Origin of the sequence: Streptomyces sp. NPDC014656, assembly GCF_043084305.1 — a bacterium.
Taxonomy (GTDB): Bacteria; Actinomycetota; Actinomycetes; order Streptomycetales; family Streptomycetaceae; genus Streptomyces.
This window is the reverse complement of sequence record NZ_JBIBZN010000002.1, coordinates 612,142-626,407: the sequence shown is the minus strand read 5'-3', so window position 1 is coordinate 626,407 and position 14,266 is coordinate 612,142. Positions and strand designations below refer to the sequence as shown.

16 protein-coding genes are annotated in these 14,266 nt (G+C 73.6%); 5 read left to right on the top strand and 11 right to left on the bottom strand.

Annotated features, from left to right (window positions below; all coding sequences use genetic code 11):
* Nucleotides 1-87 precede the first annotated feature (87 nt).
* Nucleotides 88-1,362, bottom strand: a complete 1,275-nt coding sequence (locus ACF1ED_RS06720; RefSeq protein ID WP_391757291.1) for an MFS transporter — start codon at nt 1,360-1,362, stop codon at nt 88-90.
* Nucleotides 1,363-1,424: 62 nt separating this feature from the next.
* Here ACF1ED_RS06720 and ACF1ED_RS06715 point away from each other — a divergent pair, with 62 nt between their 5' ends.
* Entirely contained in the window at nt 1,425-2,414 is a 990-nt protein-coding gene (locus ACF1ED_RS06715) for a LysR family transcriptional regulator (RefSeq protein WP_391757290.1), read from the top strand.
* Here the strand turns inward: ACF1ED_RS06715 and ACF1ED_RS06710 are convergent.
* Complete coding sequence (locus ACF1ED_RS06710; RefSeq protein WP_391757289.1) at nt 2,400-3,179, bottom strand: alpha/beta hydrolase; 780 nt, start codon at nt 3,177-3,179, stop codon at nt 2,400-2,402. The genes ACF1ED_RS06715 and ACF1ED_RS06710 overlap by 15 nt on opposite strands.
* Before the next feature lie 88 nt (nt 3,180-3,267).
* Nucleotides 3,268-4,065 (bottom strand): GNAT family N-acetyltransferase, encoded by a 798-nt coding sequence (locus tag ACF1ED_RS06705; protein ID WP_391757288.1) that lies wholly within the window; start codon nt 4,063-4,065, stop codon nt 3,268-3,270.
* Nucleotides 4,066-4,170: 105 nt separating this feature from the next.
* Between ACF1ED_RS06705 and ACF1ED_RS06700 the strand changes: the two genes are divergently transcribed.
* A complete protein-coding gene (locus tag ACF1ED_RS06700) occupies nt 4,171-5,325 on the top strand; it encodes an adenosine deaminase (RefSeq protein WP_391757287.1) in 1,155 nt (384 codons plus the stop codon).
* Nucleotides 5,326-5,510: 185 nt separating this feature from the next.
* Nucleotides 5,511-5,894: a hypothetical protein gene (locus ACF1ED_RS06695; RefSeq protein WP_391757286.1), complete on the top strand. Its 384-nt coding sequence runs from the start codon at nt 5,511-5,513 to the stop codon at nt 5,892-5,894.
* Between the two features lie 77 nt (nt 5,895-5,971).
* Here ACF1ED_RS06695 and ACF1ED_RS06690 read toward each other — a convergent pair whose 3' ends face one another.
* The 5 genes from ACF1ED_RS06690 to afsQ1 form a co-directional block, all read right to left on the bottom strand.
* A complete protein-coding gene (locus ACF1ED_RS06690; RefSeq protein ID WP_391757285.1) occupies nt 5,972-6,178 on the bottom strand; it encodes a PspC domain-containing protein in 207 nt (68 codons plus the stop codon).
* Nucleotides 6,179-6,268: 90 nt separating this feature from the next.
* Nucleotides 6,269-6,829 carry a VanZ family protein gene (locus ACF1ED_RS06685; protein ID WP_391757284.1) on the bottom strand — a complete coding sequence of 187 codons (561 nt, stop codon included), beginning with the start codon at nt 6,827-6,829 and terminating at the stop codon, nt 6,269-6,271.
* Nucleotides 6,830-6,868: 39 nt separating this feature from the next.
* A complete protein-coding gene (locus ACF1ED_RS06680) occupies nt 6,869-7,477 on the bottom strand; it encodes a hypothetical protein (RefSeq protein ID WP_391757283.1) in 609 nt (202 codons plus the stop codon).
* Nucleotides 7,474-9,027 carry an ATP-binding protein gene (locus ACF1ED_RS06675; RefSeq protein ID WP_391757282.1) on the bottom strand — a complete coding sequence of 518 codons (1,554 nt, stop codon included), beginning with the start codon at nt 9,025-9,027 and terminating at the stop codon, nt 7,474-7,476. The genes ACF1ED_RS06680 and ACF1ED_RS06675 overlap by 4 nt, the downstream gene beginning before the upstream one ends.
* Nucleotides 9,024-9,701, bottom strand: coding sequence for a two-component system response regulator AfsQ1 (afsQ1, locus tag ACF1ED_RS06670; RefSeq protein ID WP_391757281.1), 678 nt, complete (start codon nt 9,699-9,701; stop codon nt 9,024-9,026). The genes ACF1ED_RS06675 and afsQ1 overlap by 4 nt, the downstream gene beginning before the upstream one ends.
* A 171-nt stretch (nt 9,702-9,872) precedes the next feature.
* Here afsQ1 and ACF1ED_RS06665 point away from each other — a divergent pair, with 171 nt between their 5' ends.
* Nucleotides 9,873-10,595, top strand: coding sequence for a SigE family RNA polymerase sigma factor (locus ACF1ED_RS06665; RefSeq protein WP_391757280.1), 723 nt, complete (start codon nt 9,873-9,875; stop codon nt 10,593-10,595).
* A 132-nt stretch (nt 10,596-10,727) separates the two neighbouring features.
* Here ACF1ED_RS06665 and ACF1ED_RS06660 read toward each other — a convergent pair whose 3' ends face one another.
* Complete coding sequence (locus ACF1ED_RS06660) at nt 10,728-11,423, bottom strand: ATP-binding protein (protein ID WP_391757279.1); 696 nt, start codon at nt 11,421-11,423, stop codon at nt 10,728-10,730.
* 52 nt (nt 11,424-11,475) lie between these two features.
* Between ACF1ED_RS06660 and ACF1ED_RS06655 the strand changes: the two genes are divergently transcribed.
* A complete protein-coding gene (locus ACF1ED_RS06655) occupies nt 11,476-11,880 on the top strand; it encodes a hypothetical protein (protein ID WP_391757278.1) in 405 nt (134 codons plus the stop codon).
* Between the two features lie 62 nt (nt 11,881-11,942).
* Here the strand turns inward: ACF1ED_RS06655 and ACF1ED_RS06650 are convergent, their stop codons facing one another.
* A complete protein-coding gene (locus ACF1ED_RS06650) occupies nt 11,943-12,833 on the bottom strand; it encodes an aldehyde dehydrogenase family protein (RefSeq protein WP_391757277.1) in 891 nt (296 codons plus the stop codon).
* Nucleotides 12,826-14,262 (bottom strand): aldehyde dehydrogenase family protein, encoded by a 1,437-nt coding sequence (locus ACF1ED_RS06645; protein ID WP_391757276.1) that lies wholly within the window; start codon nt 14,260-14,262, stop codon nt 12,826-12,828. The genes ACF1ED_RS06650 and ACF1ED_RS06645 overlap by 8 nt, the downstream gene beginning before the upstream one ends.
* Nucleotides 14,263-14,266 lie beyond the last annotated feature (4 nt).

Below are 14,266 nucleotides of genomic sequence, written 5' to 3'. Positions count from 1 at the left end.
CCTAGAGTCCTGAAATAGGGGACGGCCGGGGGAGCGGACCGGTTGCACCGCGACCGGCCCTGTGACCGTACGGTCATCCGGGCGTGCTCAGGCCGTCACCGGACGGATCCGCCGCGCCTCGACGCGCGCGCTGTGCGAGCCGTACAGCGTGATGGAGACGACGCCGAGCACCGCCACCAGACCGATCGCCACCGTCCCGGCCCAGCCGCCCGCGTGGAAGGCGATCGCGCCGAGCGTGCCGCCCGCGCTGGAGCCCAGGTAGTACGCGGACTGGTAGAGCGCCGAGGCCTGCGCGCGGCCCGTCTTCGCCGTCCGGCTCACCGAGGAGGAGGCCACCGCGTGGCCCGCGAAGAAGCCGGCCGTGATGAGGACCAGGCCCGCGAGGACCGCGGCGAGCGCGTCGGAGAGCGAGAGCAGCAGGCCCGCCGTGGTGGTGGAGACCGCCAGGTAGAGCGCCCCGCGCCGGCCCAGCCGGCCGACCAGCCTCCCGGCCGCCGCGGAGGAGGCCGTGCCCACCAGGTAGACCAGGAAGACCGAGCCGATCACGCCCTGCGGCAGCGAGAAGGGGGCCTCCGCCAGCCGGTAGCCGATCACCGTGTACACGGCGCCGAAGACCGTCATGAACAGGGCGCCGATCCCGTACAGGCGCATGAGCAGCGGGTCCGCGAGGTGGCCCCTCACCGTGGCGGCGAGCGCCTTCGGGTTCAGCGTGCCGGGGGTGAAGTGGCGTGCCTTCGGGAGCAGCGCCCGGAAGGCGAGCGCGCACAGCAGGGAGGTCAGGCCGACGGCGGCCAGACCGGCCCGCCAGCCCCACATCTGCGCGACCCAGCCGGTGACGATCCGGCCGCTCATGCCGCCGATCGAGTTGCCCGCGACGAAGAGGCCGATGGCGCCGATCAGCGCCCGGGGCCGCACCTCCTCGGCCAGGTACGCCATCGCCGAGGCCGGCAGTCCGGCCAGTGCCGCGCCCTGCAGCGCCCGCAGCGCGATCAGGACCTCCAGGCTGGGCGCGAAGGGCACCAGGAGCGCCACGCCGACCGCGACCGTGAGGGAGGCGGTCATCATCGTGCGCCGGCCGAAGCGCTCCGACAGCGCGCTGAGCGGCAGCACGCACAGGGCGAGCGCGCCGGTCGCGGCGGAGACGGTCCAGGAGGCGGCCGAGGCGGTGGCGCCGAACTCGGCGGAGATCGCCGGGAGGAGGGCCTGGGTGGAGTAGAGGAGCGCGAAGGCGGCGAGACCGGCGGCGAAGAGCGCGAGGCTCATCCGGCGGTGGCCGGGGGCGCCCGGGGCGAGGCGGGTGTCGGCTGCGGTGTCGGCGGACGCGGGGGTGGCGGCGTCCGCCTTGGTACTGGCGGAAGGCATGCCACGAACGTAGGACGCTCCGCTTCATGCGTCCAATGCATGGATCTGCTGTAATCGTTCCCGTGGTGCATGAGTACAGGTCACGGCCCCGGCTGTCACCGAACAGTAACGAAGAAGACATGGGACCGCTGCTCGCGCCGCGGCTCGCCTACTTCGCCGCGGTCGCCCGGCACGAGCACGTGACCAGGGCGGCGGCCGAGCTGGGCGTGCCCCAGTCGACGCTCTCGCGGGCCATGGTCCGGCTGGAGGAGGACCTCGGGGTGGCGCTCTTCGCCCGCCGGGGCCGCACGGTCGCGCTCACCCCGGCCGGCCGCCGTTTCCTGACCGCCGCCGAGCGGGCCCTCGCCGAGGTCGAGCGGGCCGCCGACACCGTGCGGGCCGACGCCGACCCCACCGCGGGGCGGGTCGCCTTCGGCTTCCTGCACACCATGGGCTCGGAGACGGTCCCGGCGCTGATCCGCGCCTTCCGCGTCGACCACCCGAAGGTCCGCTTCACCCTGGTGCAGAACTACGGCGAGGCGATGATCGAGCGGCTCCGCTCCGGCGAGCTGGACCTCTGCCTGACCTCCCCGGTGCCGGACGCCCCCGACCTGGTCGGCCGCCGGCTCGACGAGCAGCGGCTCCGGCTGGTCGTGCCCGACGACCACCGGCTGGCCGGCCGCCGCCGCATCCGGCTCGCCGAGGCCGCCGAGGAGACCTTCGTGACCCTCGAACCGGGCTACGGGCTCCGCCGCATCACCGACGACCTGTGCGCGGAGGCCGGCTTCACGCCCCGGGTCGCCTTCGAGGGCGAGGAGGCCGAGACGCTGCGCGGCCTGGTCGCGGCCGGGCTCGGCGTGGCGCTGCTCCCGCCGCCCGCCGTGGCCCGCCCCGGTGTCGTCGAGCTGACCGTCACCGCCCCGCGCGCCGTCCGCGAGATCGGCGTCGCCTGGCTGGACGGCCATCCGGACACCGCTCCGGTCGCCGCCTTCAAGAAGTTCCTGCTGAGCCGCCGCGGCCACCTCCTCCCGAAGGGGTCGCAGCCGCCGCGGGACGACTCAGCGCCGGCGTGAGCCGCTCCCGAACCCCGCCGCCAGCGGCATCCGCAGGCCGATCGGCGGCGGGGCCGCCATCGCGTCCGTCAGCGGGCGGGTGACCGGACGGCCGAAGAGGGCGCCGAGGACGAAGTCGGCGGCGAGCGCCCGCACCTCGTCGGCGTACTGGCGCAGCCCGTGCCCGTCCGTGTGCACCTCGAAGCGGCAGGTCTCCCGGTTCGTCTTCTTGGCGCGGGCCGCGTAGCGGAAGGACAGCTCGGGGTCCGTCCTGGCGTCGTCGGTGCCGTGCACGATCATCACCCGGCGCCCCGTCAGCTGCCGTACGGGCTCGGGCTCGGCGGCCACGTCCTCCTCGGGCAGCCAGGGCGCGAGCGCCAGGACCGCGCCGACCGCCGGGTGCCCGGCAGCCCGCAGCGCCGCCCGGCCGCCCATCCCGTGGCCGATCAGGCAGACCGGGACGTCGCCGTAGCGCCGTACCGCCTCGGCGACCGCCCAGGAGGCGTCCGCCGCGAGCTCCGCGTCGGTGCCGTTCCAGCCGCGCCCCCGGTAGCGCACCACCTGCGGGACGAGCCCCTCCGACCGTCCCGCGCGGGCGAGTTCGCGCCCCAGCGGCAGTACGGCGGCGTGCGCGCGGGCCGAGGCCCGGCGGCCGGACACCGGCTCCCCGTCCGGCAGGAGCAGCGCCACGCCGCCCACCGCCGCCGCGGACCGAGAAACCCCGACAGGCCGACCGAGCCGGGGTCTCCGGCCGTCGGCAGTCCCCACGAGTGCGTACTGCGCCATGACAGAACAGTCTCAGAAGCCGAGGTGTACGGCAGTCGTACGCGCGGTCTCTGTTACGTATCGCCGCCCCGGCGAACTGCCTTCCGCTCTACGCGCGTTCGAAGCAGTGGACGGTGCCGACGGGCGCGAAGCCCCGCCGCTCGTACCAGTGGCGCGGCCAGTCGTCCGCGAGCGCGGTGAGGAAGACGGTGGCGCAGCCGGCGCCGGCCGCCGTGCGCAGCGCCGTGTCCAGGACCACCCCGGCGTGACCCCGCCGCAGATGGGAGGCGGCCGTCACCAGGTCCTCGATCTGGGCCACCCCCGAGGCCGGGTCCAGGTAGAGGTCGCCCCAGGCGGCCACCTCGCCCCACTCGTCGTGGGAGGCGAGGAAGCGGACGTCGGGCGCGCCCCGCAGACGGGCCGCCCGGCGGTCGACCAGGTCCCGGACCACCTCGTCCCCCGCCTCCGGCAGGAAGCGGCGCCAGCTGTCGGCGACCGGCCCCGCGAGGGACGGCAGGTCCACCTCGCGCGCCCCGCCGAGCTCCGGCACCGGGCCCTGGTGGCGCATGAGGAGGACGGTCGCGCAGGTGTACCCGGCCCGGGCCAGCGGCCCCGCGCAGGCGGCCGCGGTCGGCCCGTCGAGCACGTACACCGCCCGGTGGGGGAGGTGCGCGAGGAGTTCGTCGGCCCGGCCGGGCAGCGCCCCGGGGTCGGTCGGGCCGTCCACGAGGAGGTGGTTGTTGCCGTGGGACAGGGCGTAGGCGTCGTCGAGCGCGGCGAATCCGCCGGGGAAGTCGACGGTCCGGGCCGCCTGCCGGCGGGTGAAGGCGGACACGAAGCCGTGGATGCGCCGGAGTTCGGCGGGGTCGACGGCGAAGGGCGGGGCGGGCTCGGACGCGGTGCTCATGCGGTCAGGGTAGGCAACCGGGGTCCGGCCGCGCACCCGGGAAAACCCCGTCGTCCCCGGCGTCGACGAGGCGCGTTCTACGCGCGTAGGGGCTAGAGTGCGGCAATGACGAGCCAGACATCCCACGTCCCCACCGCGGACCAGGTCCGCCGTGCCCCGAAGGTGCTGCTCCACGACCACCTCGACGGCGGTCTGCGCCCCGGCACGATCATCGAACTCGCCCGGGAGCAGGGCTACTCGAAGCTGCCCGAGACGGAACCCGACAAGCTCGGCATCTGGTTCCGCGAGGCCGCCGACTCCGGCTCCCTGGAGCGCTACCTGGAGACCTTCGCGCACACCTGCGCCGTCATGCAGACCCGCGAGGCGCTCTTCCGCGTCGCCGCCGAATGTGCCGTCGACCTCGCCGAGGACGGCGTCGTCTACGCCGAGGTGCGGTACGCCCCCGAGCAGCACCTGGAGGCCGGGCTGACCCTGGAGGAGGTCGTCGAGGCGGTCAACGAGGGCTTCCGCGAGGGCGAGCGCCGGGCCCGCGAGGCCGGCCACCGGATCAGGGTCGGCGCCCTGCTCACCGCCATGCGGCACGCGGCCCGCGCCCTGGAGATCGCCGAGCTGGCCAACCGCTACCGCGACGACGGCGTGGTCGGCTTCGACATCGCGGGCGCCGAGGCCGGCTACCCGCCCACCCGCCACCTCGACGCCTTCGAGTACCTCAAGCGGGAGAACAACCACTTCACCATCCACGCCGGCGAGGCCTTCGGCCTGCCCTCGATCTGGCAGGCGCTCCAGTGGTGCGGCGCCGACCGGCTCGGCCACGGCGTCCGGATCATCGACGACATCGAGGTGGCCGAGGACGGTTCGGTGCGGCTCGGCCGGCTCGCCGCGTACGTCCGCGACAAGCGGATCCCGCTGGAGATGTGCCCCACCTCCAACCTCCAGACCGGCGCCGCCGCCTCGTACGCGGAGCACCCCATCGGGCTGCTCCGCAAGCTCCACTTCCGGGCGACGGTGAACACCGACAACCGGCTGATGAGCGGCACCAGCATGAGCCGGGAATTCGAGCTGCTGATCGACGCATTCGACTACACGCTCGACGACCTCCAGTGGTTCACGGTCAATGCGATGAAATCGGCGTTCATTCCTTTCGATGAACGACTGGCCATGATCAACGACGTGATCAAGCCCGGATATGCCGAACTGAAATCCGAGTGGCTTTTCCGGCAGACCGCCACGACCAGCGCTTCTTCCGGTCAGGCGGGCTGAGGGAAGGGCCACGGAGGGGCACGGAGCCGCCGGGAGGCGCGACACCCGGCGGCTTTCCGGTGTTTGCGGAGCGGAGGCGGGGCGGTTAGTTTGCGGAGCTGCTCTGCATATCCGGATTTCCCTGTTCCGGATTTGTTCTCCTGATGTCCCGAAGCTCAGCCCCCAAGCCCAAGGAAGATTCTCAGATGAAGCAGTCTGCCGCCAAGAAGCTCGGTGTCGCCGCCCTCGGCGCCGCATTCGCCGCTGCCGCCGCCGGCACGGCCTCCGCGGCCCCGCTCCCGGCACCGCTCGACGGCGCCGACGCGCTGGGCTCCGTGACCCAGCTCGCCCCCCTGGGCGACGGCCTCACCGAGCTGCCCGACGGAGCCGGCGAGGCCCTCGGGGCCGGCCAGGGCGCCCTCGGCCAGGGCCTCGACCAGGGCGTCAAGACCCTCCCCGGGGCGGCCGGCCAGGCCACCCAGAACCTGCCGACCGACGCCGCCACCGGCGCCCTCGGCGCCACCCCGCTCGGCGCCGCCACCGGCCTGCTCGGCGGCCTCCCGCTCGGCGCCACCGGCCTGCCGATCTGACCCGCACCACCCCACGCCGAAGGGGCGCGCACCCGGAACATCCGGGTCCGCGCCCCTTCGGCGTGCTCCGCGGCCTCCTACCAGGCCGCCGCCTTCGTGGCCCGATCCCCGCTCGGCAGCAGCAGCCACAGCGCCAGGTAGAGCAGGAACTGCGGGCCGGGCAGCAGGCACGAGGCCAGGAAGATCAAGCGCATCGTCAGGGCGGAGGTGCCGAAGCGCCGGGCGAGCGCCGCGCACACACCGCCGAGCATCCGGCCGTCGCGAGGGCGGACAAGTGCGGCCATGGTGGGCTCCTTCGTCGGTTCCGGGAAGCCGCTCCTCCGGGCCTCCCGACGACTCCATGGTGCCCTCGCCGCCGTCCCTTCGACGTCGGTCTACCGGGCGATCGGAACCCTGGGAATCCTCGGGGTACCACCCTGAGCCCGCTCGTTCCCGGTCACGACACGTCCCTGAGAGCGGCCCTCCGGGGACTCCCGCCGGCGCCGCAGCCGCACCCGCGCCGCGGGCACCACCAGGAGATGCGCGAGCGCCACCCCGAGCGTGTTCAGGAGCACCGAGTCCACGTCCACGACCTGCCCCGGCACCGCGGTCTGGAGCAGCTCCAGGGCCAGCGACACCAGCGCCCCCGCCGCCGTCGTCCGGGTCAGCGACCCCCACCGCGAGGCGTCGAGCCGCCCGTCGCACATCGGCAGCAGCACCCCGAGCGGGGCGAGCAGCAGCAGGCCCCCGGCGATCGGCCGGGCCGCCGCGGCGGGCCCCAGCGCCAGATCGGCCCGCAGCCCGGCCAGCGGCACCGTGTTCGGGGCGGTCACCCAGGCCACGTCCCGTGGGAGCAGGCCGGTCCAGGCGACGAGCAGCAGATGCGCGATCAGGAGCACGAACCCGATCACGCGGACGACCACGGCGGCGTTCCCGCCCGAACCTTGACGCTGCACGCCCCCCAAGACGCGGCCCGCGCCGGAAACGGTTCCGGTTCAGCCCGCCGGCGTCACCTGGGCGGCCGGCGCCGTCGGCGGCGCCGACTCGGGCCGCTCCCGCAGCTGCGTCGTACAGCGGTAGCGCTTCGGGGGGTACGCCCCCGGGCCCGCCAGCAGCACCGTGTGCCCGCCCGCGCCCGCCGAGCTCTCCGCGAAGGTGCACACCAGCTGCGACAGCGCCGCCGGCGCCAGGTCCTCCGGCTGCCGGCTCAGCCGCAGCGTGCCCTCCGGATCGCCCGCCCGGCCGCGCGCCACCGACAGCGGAGCCCGTACCGCCGTGGTGAAACCGGCCTGCCGCTCCGCCTCCGACGGCTCCGCGAGCAGCTGCGCGAGCAGCGCCGACGCCGTCCGCACCGGATCGCCGCTCGCCTTGTCCTCCGGCTGCGGCGACCTGCGGTCCACCGGCTCCAGCTGCGAACCGCACACCAGGAACGCCCGCACCGGCACCCCCGGCGCGGGCGCCTGCGCCTCCGGCACGTTGCACGGCACCCGCGACGGGGCAGCGCCCGCGTCCACCGGCACCGAGGTCGTCCTGATCCCGCAGCCGGTGACCAGCGCGGCGAGCGCCACCGCCGGCAGGACCGCCGCCACCGTACGCAGCCTCACTCGTCCTCTCCCTTGCCCTGCCGGGTGCCGGTGCCCAGGGCGCGGGCGACCGCCGACGCGTCCCGGGGCAGCCGCAGCACGAACACCGCGCCGTCCACGGCGCCGTCCCCGTCCACCGAGTTGTCGGCGGTGATCGTCCCGCCGTGGATCAGCGCGTTCTCCATCGCGATCGACAGACCGAGGCCGGAGCCGTCGGAGCGGGGCCGCTGCGCGCTCGCCTTGTAGAAGCGGTCGAAGACGTGCGGCAGCACCTCGCCGGGGATGCCGGGACCGTGGTCCCGCACCGCGACGACCAGGTCCTCCTCGCCGTCCTCACCCGGCTCGGTGCGCACCGAGACCCGCACCGGGGAGCCGCCGTGCTTCAGCGCGTTCCCGATGAGGTTCGCCAGGATCACGTCGAGCCGGCGCGGGTCGAGCCGGCACACGACGCCGCGCTCCGCGTCCAGGTCCACCGCGTCCAGCCAGGCCCGCGCGTCGATGCAGGCGGTGATCTGGTCGGCGATGTCCACGTCGTCCAGGACCAGCCGGGCGGTGCCCGCGTCGAAGCGGGTCACCTCCATCAGGTTCTCCACCAGGTTGTTGAGCCGCCGGGTCTCGCTCACCACCAGCGCCACCGCCGGGGCGATCATCGGGTCCAGGGAGTCCTGCTCGTCCTCCAGGACCTCCGTCACCGCCGTCAGCGCCGTCAGCGGGGTCCGCAGCTCGTGCGACATGTCGGCGACGAACCGCCGGGAGGACTCCTCCCGGGCGCTCATGTCCGCCACCTTCTTCTGCAGGTTCTCCGCCGCGCTGTTGAACGTCCGCGACAGATCGGACAGTTCGTCCGCGCCGGTCACCCGCAGCCGGGTGTCCAGCTTGCCCTCGCCGAGCTGCCGGGCCGCCTCGCCCAGCCGCCGCACCGGCCGCAGCACCGTCGAGGCCGCCACCTGCGCGAGCAGCACCGAGCCGATCACCGCGAGCCCGGTCGCGATCCCCAGCGACCACGCCAGCGAGTTGAGGTCCGCCTTCTCCGCCGCCAGCGACTTGAACATGTAGCCGGCCGGACCGCCGCCGTCGATCCGCGTCCCGCCCACCAGGTACGGCGTCCCGCCCCGCTCCGTCCGCTGCCAGAACAGGTGGTACGGATACGGGTTCGCGTCCGTCACCGGGCGCCGGGTGTCCACCGCGGCCCGCAGCGACGCCGGCACGTCGGCCAGCGTGAACACGTCCGGGTCCGAGGCGCCCACGATCGGCTTCCCCGCCGCCCGCTCGCCCAGCAGCAGCACCTGGTAGCCGGCGGCACCCGCCGTCATCTCCTCGGAGGTGCGCCGCAGGTCCTCCTGGGTCGGCCGCAGCGGCAGCGTCGCCGCCCGGTTCTGCATCTCGCCCCGGAAGTCGTTCAGCGCGCTGTCCTGGGTGCGCTTGAGCACCGCCTCGCGGTTCAGCCAGTACGCGATCCCCGACGCCGACACCGCGGCCGTCAGCGCCACCAGCGCGAACACCACGACGAGCCGCAGGCGCAGGCTGGACAGCCGCAGCCGGGCGAACACCCCCTTGTTCCCCTTCGTCACGCAGGGACGTCCAGCCGGTAACCGACGCCCCGCACCGTGCGGATCAGGGTCGGCGAGGACGGCACGTCCTCCACCTTCGCCCGCAGCCGCTGCACGCACGCGTCCACCAGACGCGAGTCGCCCAGGTAGTCGTGCTCCCAGACCAGCCGCAGCAACTGCTGCCGGGACAGCGCCTGTCCGGGCCGCCGGCTCAGTTCGAGCAGCAGCCGCAGCTCGGTCGGGGTCAGCTGGAGGTCCATGCCGTTCTTCGTCACGGTCATCGCGGCCCGGTCGATCACCAGCGAGCCGAAGCTCGCCGAATCCGTCGACTCCCGCTCACCGCGCCGCAGCACGGCCCGGATGCGGGCGTCGAGCACCCGCCCCTGCACCGGCTTCACCACGTAGTCGTCGGCCCCCGACTCCAGCCCCACGACCACGTCGATGTCGTCGTTGCGCGCGGTGAGCAGGATGATCGGGAGCTGGTCGGTGCGGCGGATCCGCCGGCACACCTCGAACCCGTCGATGCCGGGCAGCATCACGTCCAGCACGATCAGATCGGGCCGCTGCTCCTTGAGCAGCAGCAGGCCGTCCTCGCCCGACGCGGCGGTGGCCACCCGGTGGCCCTGCCGGGACAGGGAGAGTTCGAGGGCCGTGCGGATGGCGTCGTCGTCCTCGATCAGCAGCAGAAAAGGCACGGACGTCATTCTGGCTCATGAGCCGTCCGAGTTCGACCGCCCGGAGGCGCGCTTCCGCAGCCGCCCCTGTGACACGTCTGTGACAGTCGGCGGACAACGCCATGAAGTCCGCCGGGCAAGCTTCTTGGCACACGGACCGAAACACTCACTCCGAACGACGGGGGGCGCGAAATGAACACACTGCACGGCACCACCAACAGCGCAGTTGTCACGCGTCTCCACGACGTCGTGCGGAGCAACGAGAAGTCCGGCGGTCTCGCGAACGGACGGGGGTGCGTTCGTACCGTCGGGCGTCAGCGCAAGGCGCCCTACATGGTCGCCGTCGCTGACGGGGGAGCGGCGTACGGGGAGGCCACGGGGGAGCGTTCCTGCTCGGAGGCCGAGTTCACGGCCTACGTCCAGGAGCGCCGGGCCTCCCTGTACGCCACCGCCTACCACCTGACCGGTGACCGCTTCGAGGCCGAGGACCTGCTCCAGAGCGCGCTGTTCTCCACGTACCGCGCCTGGGAGCGGATCAGCGACAAGGCCGCCGTCGGCGGTTACCTGCGCCGCACGATGACCAATCTGCACATCAGCGCCTGGCGCCGGCGGAAGGTCAACGAGTACCCGACCGAGGAGCTGCCGGAGACGGTCGGCGAGACGGACGCGATGCGCGGCACCGAGCTGCGCGCGGTGCTGTGGCAGGCCCTGGCCCGCCTGCCCGAGCTCCAGCGGACCATGCTGGTGCTGCGCTACTACGAGGGCCGGACCGATCCGGAGATCGCGGAGATCCTGGACATCAGTGTCGGCACGGTGAAGTCGAGCATCTGGCGGTCGCTGCGGCGACTGCGCGAGGACGAGGTGCTGAGCTTCGGCCGTGACCAGGAGGAGTCCTTCGGCGAACTGGTCGCCTGAGGATCGGGGGAACACGGGGGAACAACGGGGGAGGGCTCCAGGGGGGATCTGGGGCCCACGGGGGAAAAGCGAAGCGGGTCGTACGAGTCCGGGGGGTCTCGTAGGGCCCGCTTCGCGCGTGCGCGGGGCGTCTCAGCGGCCCGCGGGGGTCCGGTGACGGCCCGCCGCGGCGGCGGCGAGGCGGCCCAGGGCCTCCGGCTTCGCGCACGGGTGGGCGCCCAGCTCGGTCTGCCGGGCGACGATGGCGCGCTCGGCCCGCATCAGGCGCCAGCCGCGGCGCAGCAGCATCGGGACCGACTTCCGCCCCTCCCGCAGGTCGCGCAGGAGCCGGCGGCGGAAGGTGGTGGACGGGCGGCCGCGCAGGCAGAGCGCGTCGGCCAGCACGTCGAGTTCGCGGCAGCGGGTGACGATCTCGGCGGCGAAGATGCCCTCGGCGATGAAGAGCGGGGTCCGCTCGATGTCGAGGCGGTCGCTGCCGGTGCGCGAGCTGGTGGCGATGGAGTACACGGGGACGTCGGTCCGGCCCGTACGGCACAGCTCGACGATCGCGGCGACGGCGGCGTCCGCGTCCCAGGAGAGCGGGGAGTCCCAGTCGACGTCGTCGCTGCCGTCGACGAGCGGGAGGCTCGGGTCGCCCGCCTCCTTGTAGAAGTCGTCGAGGCGCAGCACCGGAAGACCTGCGGTGGCGGCGAGGGACGACTTGCCGGAGCCGGAGGGGCCCGCGAGCAGGACGACCCGGGCGGGGATCGATTGGGAACTCACGGAACACCAGTGTGAGGCATTACCCCGTCCAGGGGACCACCGAGGAGGGCCGTTGGTATCGAGCATCACACCTCCACTACTGTCGGTGGCCGCCCGCTCACCCCTCGGAAGGATCCCCATGGCGCGTCACGCAGAGCCGAAGGCCCCCCGCCGCGGCCTCCTGTTCAAGGCCGGTCTCGGCGTCACCGCGGCCGGTGCCGCCGTGTTCGGGGCGTCGGTGGCGGCGCAGGCCGCCCCGGGCGCCGCCGTGCCGCTGCCGGTGGACTCGCTGACCCGCACGGACGCCGGCGCGGCCGGTGCGGGCGCCCTGGCCGGCGTCACGCACGGCGTGGGCCCGCTGACGAGGCTGCAGCTCGACCCGCTGGCCAAGACCGGCGTCGACCCGCTCGCCAACGGCATCGGCGCCCAGGTCGCCGACTTCAAGCCGGTCGGCACCGACCTCGTCACCGGCCACCTCACCGAGGGCGGGGCGGTGGCCGACCTGCCGGTCGCCGGACCGCTGACGCAGAAGCTGCTGCCGTAGCGAGGGCATGACGACGGCCCCCGACCGGTGCTGCCGGTCGGGGGCCGTCCGCACGGCGGCGCCTAGTACGAGGAGCCGCTCGCGCCCAGCGAGCCCGTGGGGTGCCAGACGGTCTTCGTCTCCAGGAAGGCGGTCATGCGGTCCGTGCCGGGGGACTCGGCGAAGTCCTCGGTACGGGGGCGCAGGACGCGCTTCAGGTTCTCCGCCGCCGCGACCTCCAGCTCGCGGGCCAGGTCGGCGTCCGCGCCCGTCAGGTCGATGGCGTTGACGTCCAGGTGGGCCGCGAGGTGCGGGCCCATCTCGGACGCCTTGCCGGACAGGATGTTGACCACGCCGCCGGGGAGGTCGGAGGTGGCCAGGACCTCGCCCAGGGAGAGGGCGGGGAGCGGGGCCTTCTCCGAGGCGATGACGACGGCGGTGTTGCCGGTCGCGATGACCGGGGCGATCACCGAGACCAGGCCCAGGAAGGACGACTCCTGGGGGGCGAGCACGGTGACGACGCCGGTCGGCTCCGGGGTGGAGAGGTTGAAGTAGGGGCCGGCGACCGGGTTGGCGCCGCCGACGACCTGGGCGATCTTGTCGGTCCAGCCCGCGTACCAGACCCAGCGGTCGACGGCCGCGTCGACCTGGGCGGCCGCCTTCGACTTCGACAGGCCCTCGGCGTCCGCGACCTCGCGGACGAACTGGTCCCGGCGGCCCTCCAGCATCTCGGCGACGCGGTAGAGGATCTGGCCGCGCAGGTAGGCGGTCGCGCCCGCCCAGCCGCCCTGCGCCTTGCGGGCGGCGACGACCGCGTCACGGGCGTCCTTGCGGGAGGAGAGGGGGGCGTTCGCCAGCCAGTTGCCCTTGGAGTCGCTCACCTCGTACACCCGGCCGCTCTCGGAGCGGGGGAACTTGCCCCCGACGTACAGCTTGTAGGTCTTGAAGACGTTCAGTCGGGTCTGCTCAGACATCGAGGTAGGCCTCCAGACCGTGGCGGCCGCCCTCGCGGCCGAAGCCCGACTCCTTGTAGCCGCCGAACGGCGAGGTCGGGTCGAACTTGTTGAACGTGTTGGCCCAGACGACACCGGCGCGGAGCTTGTTCGCGACCGCCAGGATGCGGGAGCCCTTCTCCGTCCAGATGCCGGCGGACAGGCCGTACTGGCTGTTGTTGGCCTTGGCGACGGCCTCGTCCGGGGTGCGGAAGGTGAGGACCGACAGGACCGGTCCGAAGACCTCGTCGCGGGCGATGGTGTGCGCCTGGGTGACGTTCGTGAAGAGCGTCGGGGCGAACCAGTAGCCCGCCTCCGGGAGGTCGCAGGCGGCGGTCCAGCGCTCGGCGCCCTCCGCCTCGCCCCGCTCCACCAGCGAGGTGATGCGGGTCAGCTGCTCCTCGGAGTTGATGGCGCCGATGTCGGTGTTCTTGTCGAGCGGGTCGCCGAGGCGGAGCGTCGACAGGCGGCGCTTGAGGCTGTCCAGGAGCTCCTCCTGGATCGACTCCTGGACCAGCAGGCGGGAGCCCGCGCAGCAGACCTGGCCCTGGTTGAAGAAGATGCCGTTGACGATGCCCTCGACGGCCTGGTCGATGGGGGCGTCGTCGAAGACGATGTTGGCGCCCTTGCCGCCCAGCTCCAGGGTGACCTTCTTGTCGGTGCCGGCGACCGTGCGGGCGATCTGCTTGCCGACGGCGGTGGAGCCGGTGAAGGCGACCTTGTTCACGTCCGGGTGCGCGACCAGCGCGGCGCCGGTGTCCCCGTACCCGGGGAGGATGTTGACGACGCCCTTCGGCAGGCCCGCCTGGCGGCAGACGTCCGCGAAGAAGAGGGCGGAGAGCGGGGTGGTCTCGGCCGGCTTGAGGACGACCGTGTTGCCGGTCGCGAGGGCCGGGGCGATCTTCCACGCCAGCATCAGCAGCGGGAAGTTCCAGGGGATGACCTGGCCGGCGACGCCGAGCGGGCGCGGGTTCGCGCCGTAGCCGGCGTGGTCGAGCTTGTCGGCCCAGCCCGCGTAGTAGAAGAAGTGGGCGGCGACCAGGGGGAGGTCCGCGTCGCGGGTCTCCTTGATCGGCTTGCCGTTGTCCAGGGTCTCCAGGACGGCCAGCTCGCGGCTGCGCTCCTGGATGATCCGGGCGATCCGGAAGAGGTACTTGGCGCGCTCGGCGCCGGGCAGCGCGGACCACTTCTCGAAGGCCTTGCGGGCGGCCTTCACCGCGCGGTCCACGTCCGCCTCGCCCGCCTGGGCGATCTCGGACAGGACCTCCTCGGTGGAGGGGGAGACGGTCTTGAAGACCTTGCCGTCGGCCGCGTCGGTGAACTCGCCGTCGATGAACAGGCCGTAGCTCGGGGCGATGTCGACGACCGCGCGCGACTCGGGCGCGGGGGCGTACTCGAAGGGGGAGGTCATGTCG

Coding starts and splice junctions, on each gene's coding strand:
- ACF1ED_RS06665 (WP_391757280.1), top strand. CDS start 9,873: ATGAACACACTGCACGGCACCACCAACAGCGCAGTTGTCACGCGTCTC.
- ACF1ED_RS06650 (WP_391757277.1), bottom strand. CDS start 12,833: ATGTCTGAGCAGACCCGACTGAACGTCTTCAAGACCTACAAGCTGTAC.
- ACF1ED_RS06705 (WP_391757288.1), bottom strand. CDS start 4,065: ATGAGCACCGCGTCCGAGCCCGCCCCGCCCTTCGCCGTCGACCCCGCC.
- ACF1ED_RS06720 (WP_391757291.1), bottom strand. CDS start 1,362: ATGCCTTCCGCCAGTACCAAGGCGGACGCCGCCACCCCCGCGTCCGCC.
- ACF1ED_RS06710 (WP_391757289.1), bottom strand. CDS start 3,179: ATGGCGCAGTACGCACTCGTGGGGACTGCCGACGGCCGGAGACCCCGG.
- ACF1ED_RS06690 (WP_391757285.1), bottom strand. CDS start 6,178: ATGGCCGCACTTGTCCGCCCTCGCGACGGCCGGATGCTCGGCGGTGTG.
- ACF1ED_RS06645 (WP_391757276.1), bottom strand. CDS start 14,262: ATGACCTCCCCCTTCGAGTACGCCCCCGCGCCCGAGTCGCGCGCGGTC.
- ACF1ED_RS06655 (WP_391757278.1), top strand. CDS start 11,476: ATGGCGCGTCACGCAGAGCCGAAGGCCCCCCGCCGCGGCCTCCTGTTC.
- ACF1ED_RS06695 (WP_391757286.1), top strand. CDS start 5,511: ATGAAGCAGTCTGCCGCCAAGAAGCTCGGTGTCGCCGCCCTCGGCGCC.
- ACF1ED_RS06660 (WP_391757279.1), bottom strand. CDS start 11,423: ATGCTCGATACCAACGGCCCTCCTCGGTGGTCCCCTGGACGGGGTAAT.
- ACF1ED_RS06700 (WP_391757287.1), top strand. CDS start 4,171: ATGACGAGCCAGACATCCCACGTCCCCACCGCGGACCAGGTCCGCCGT.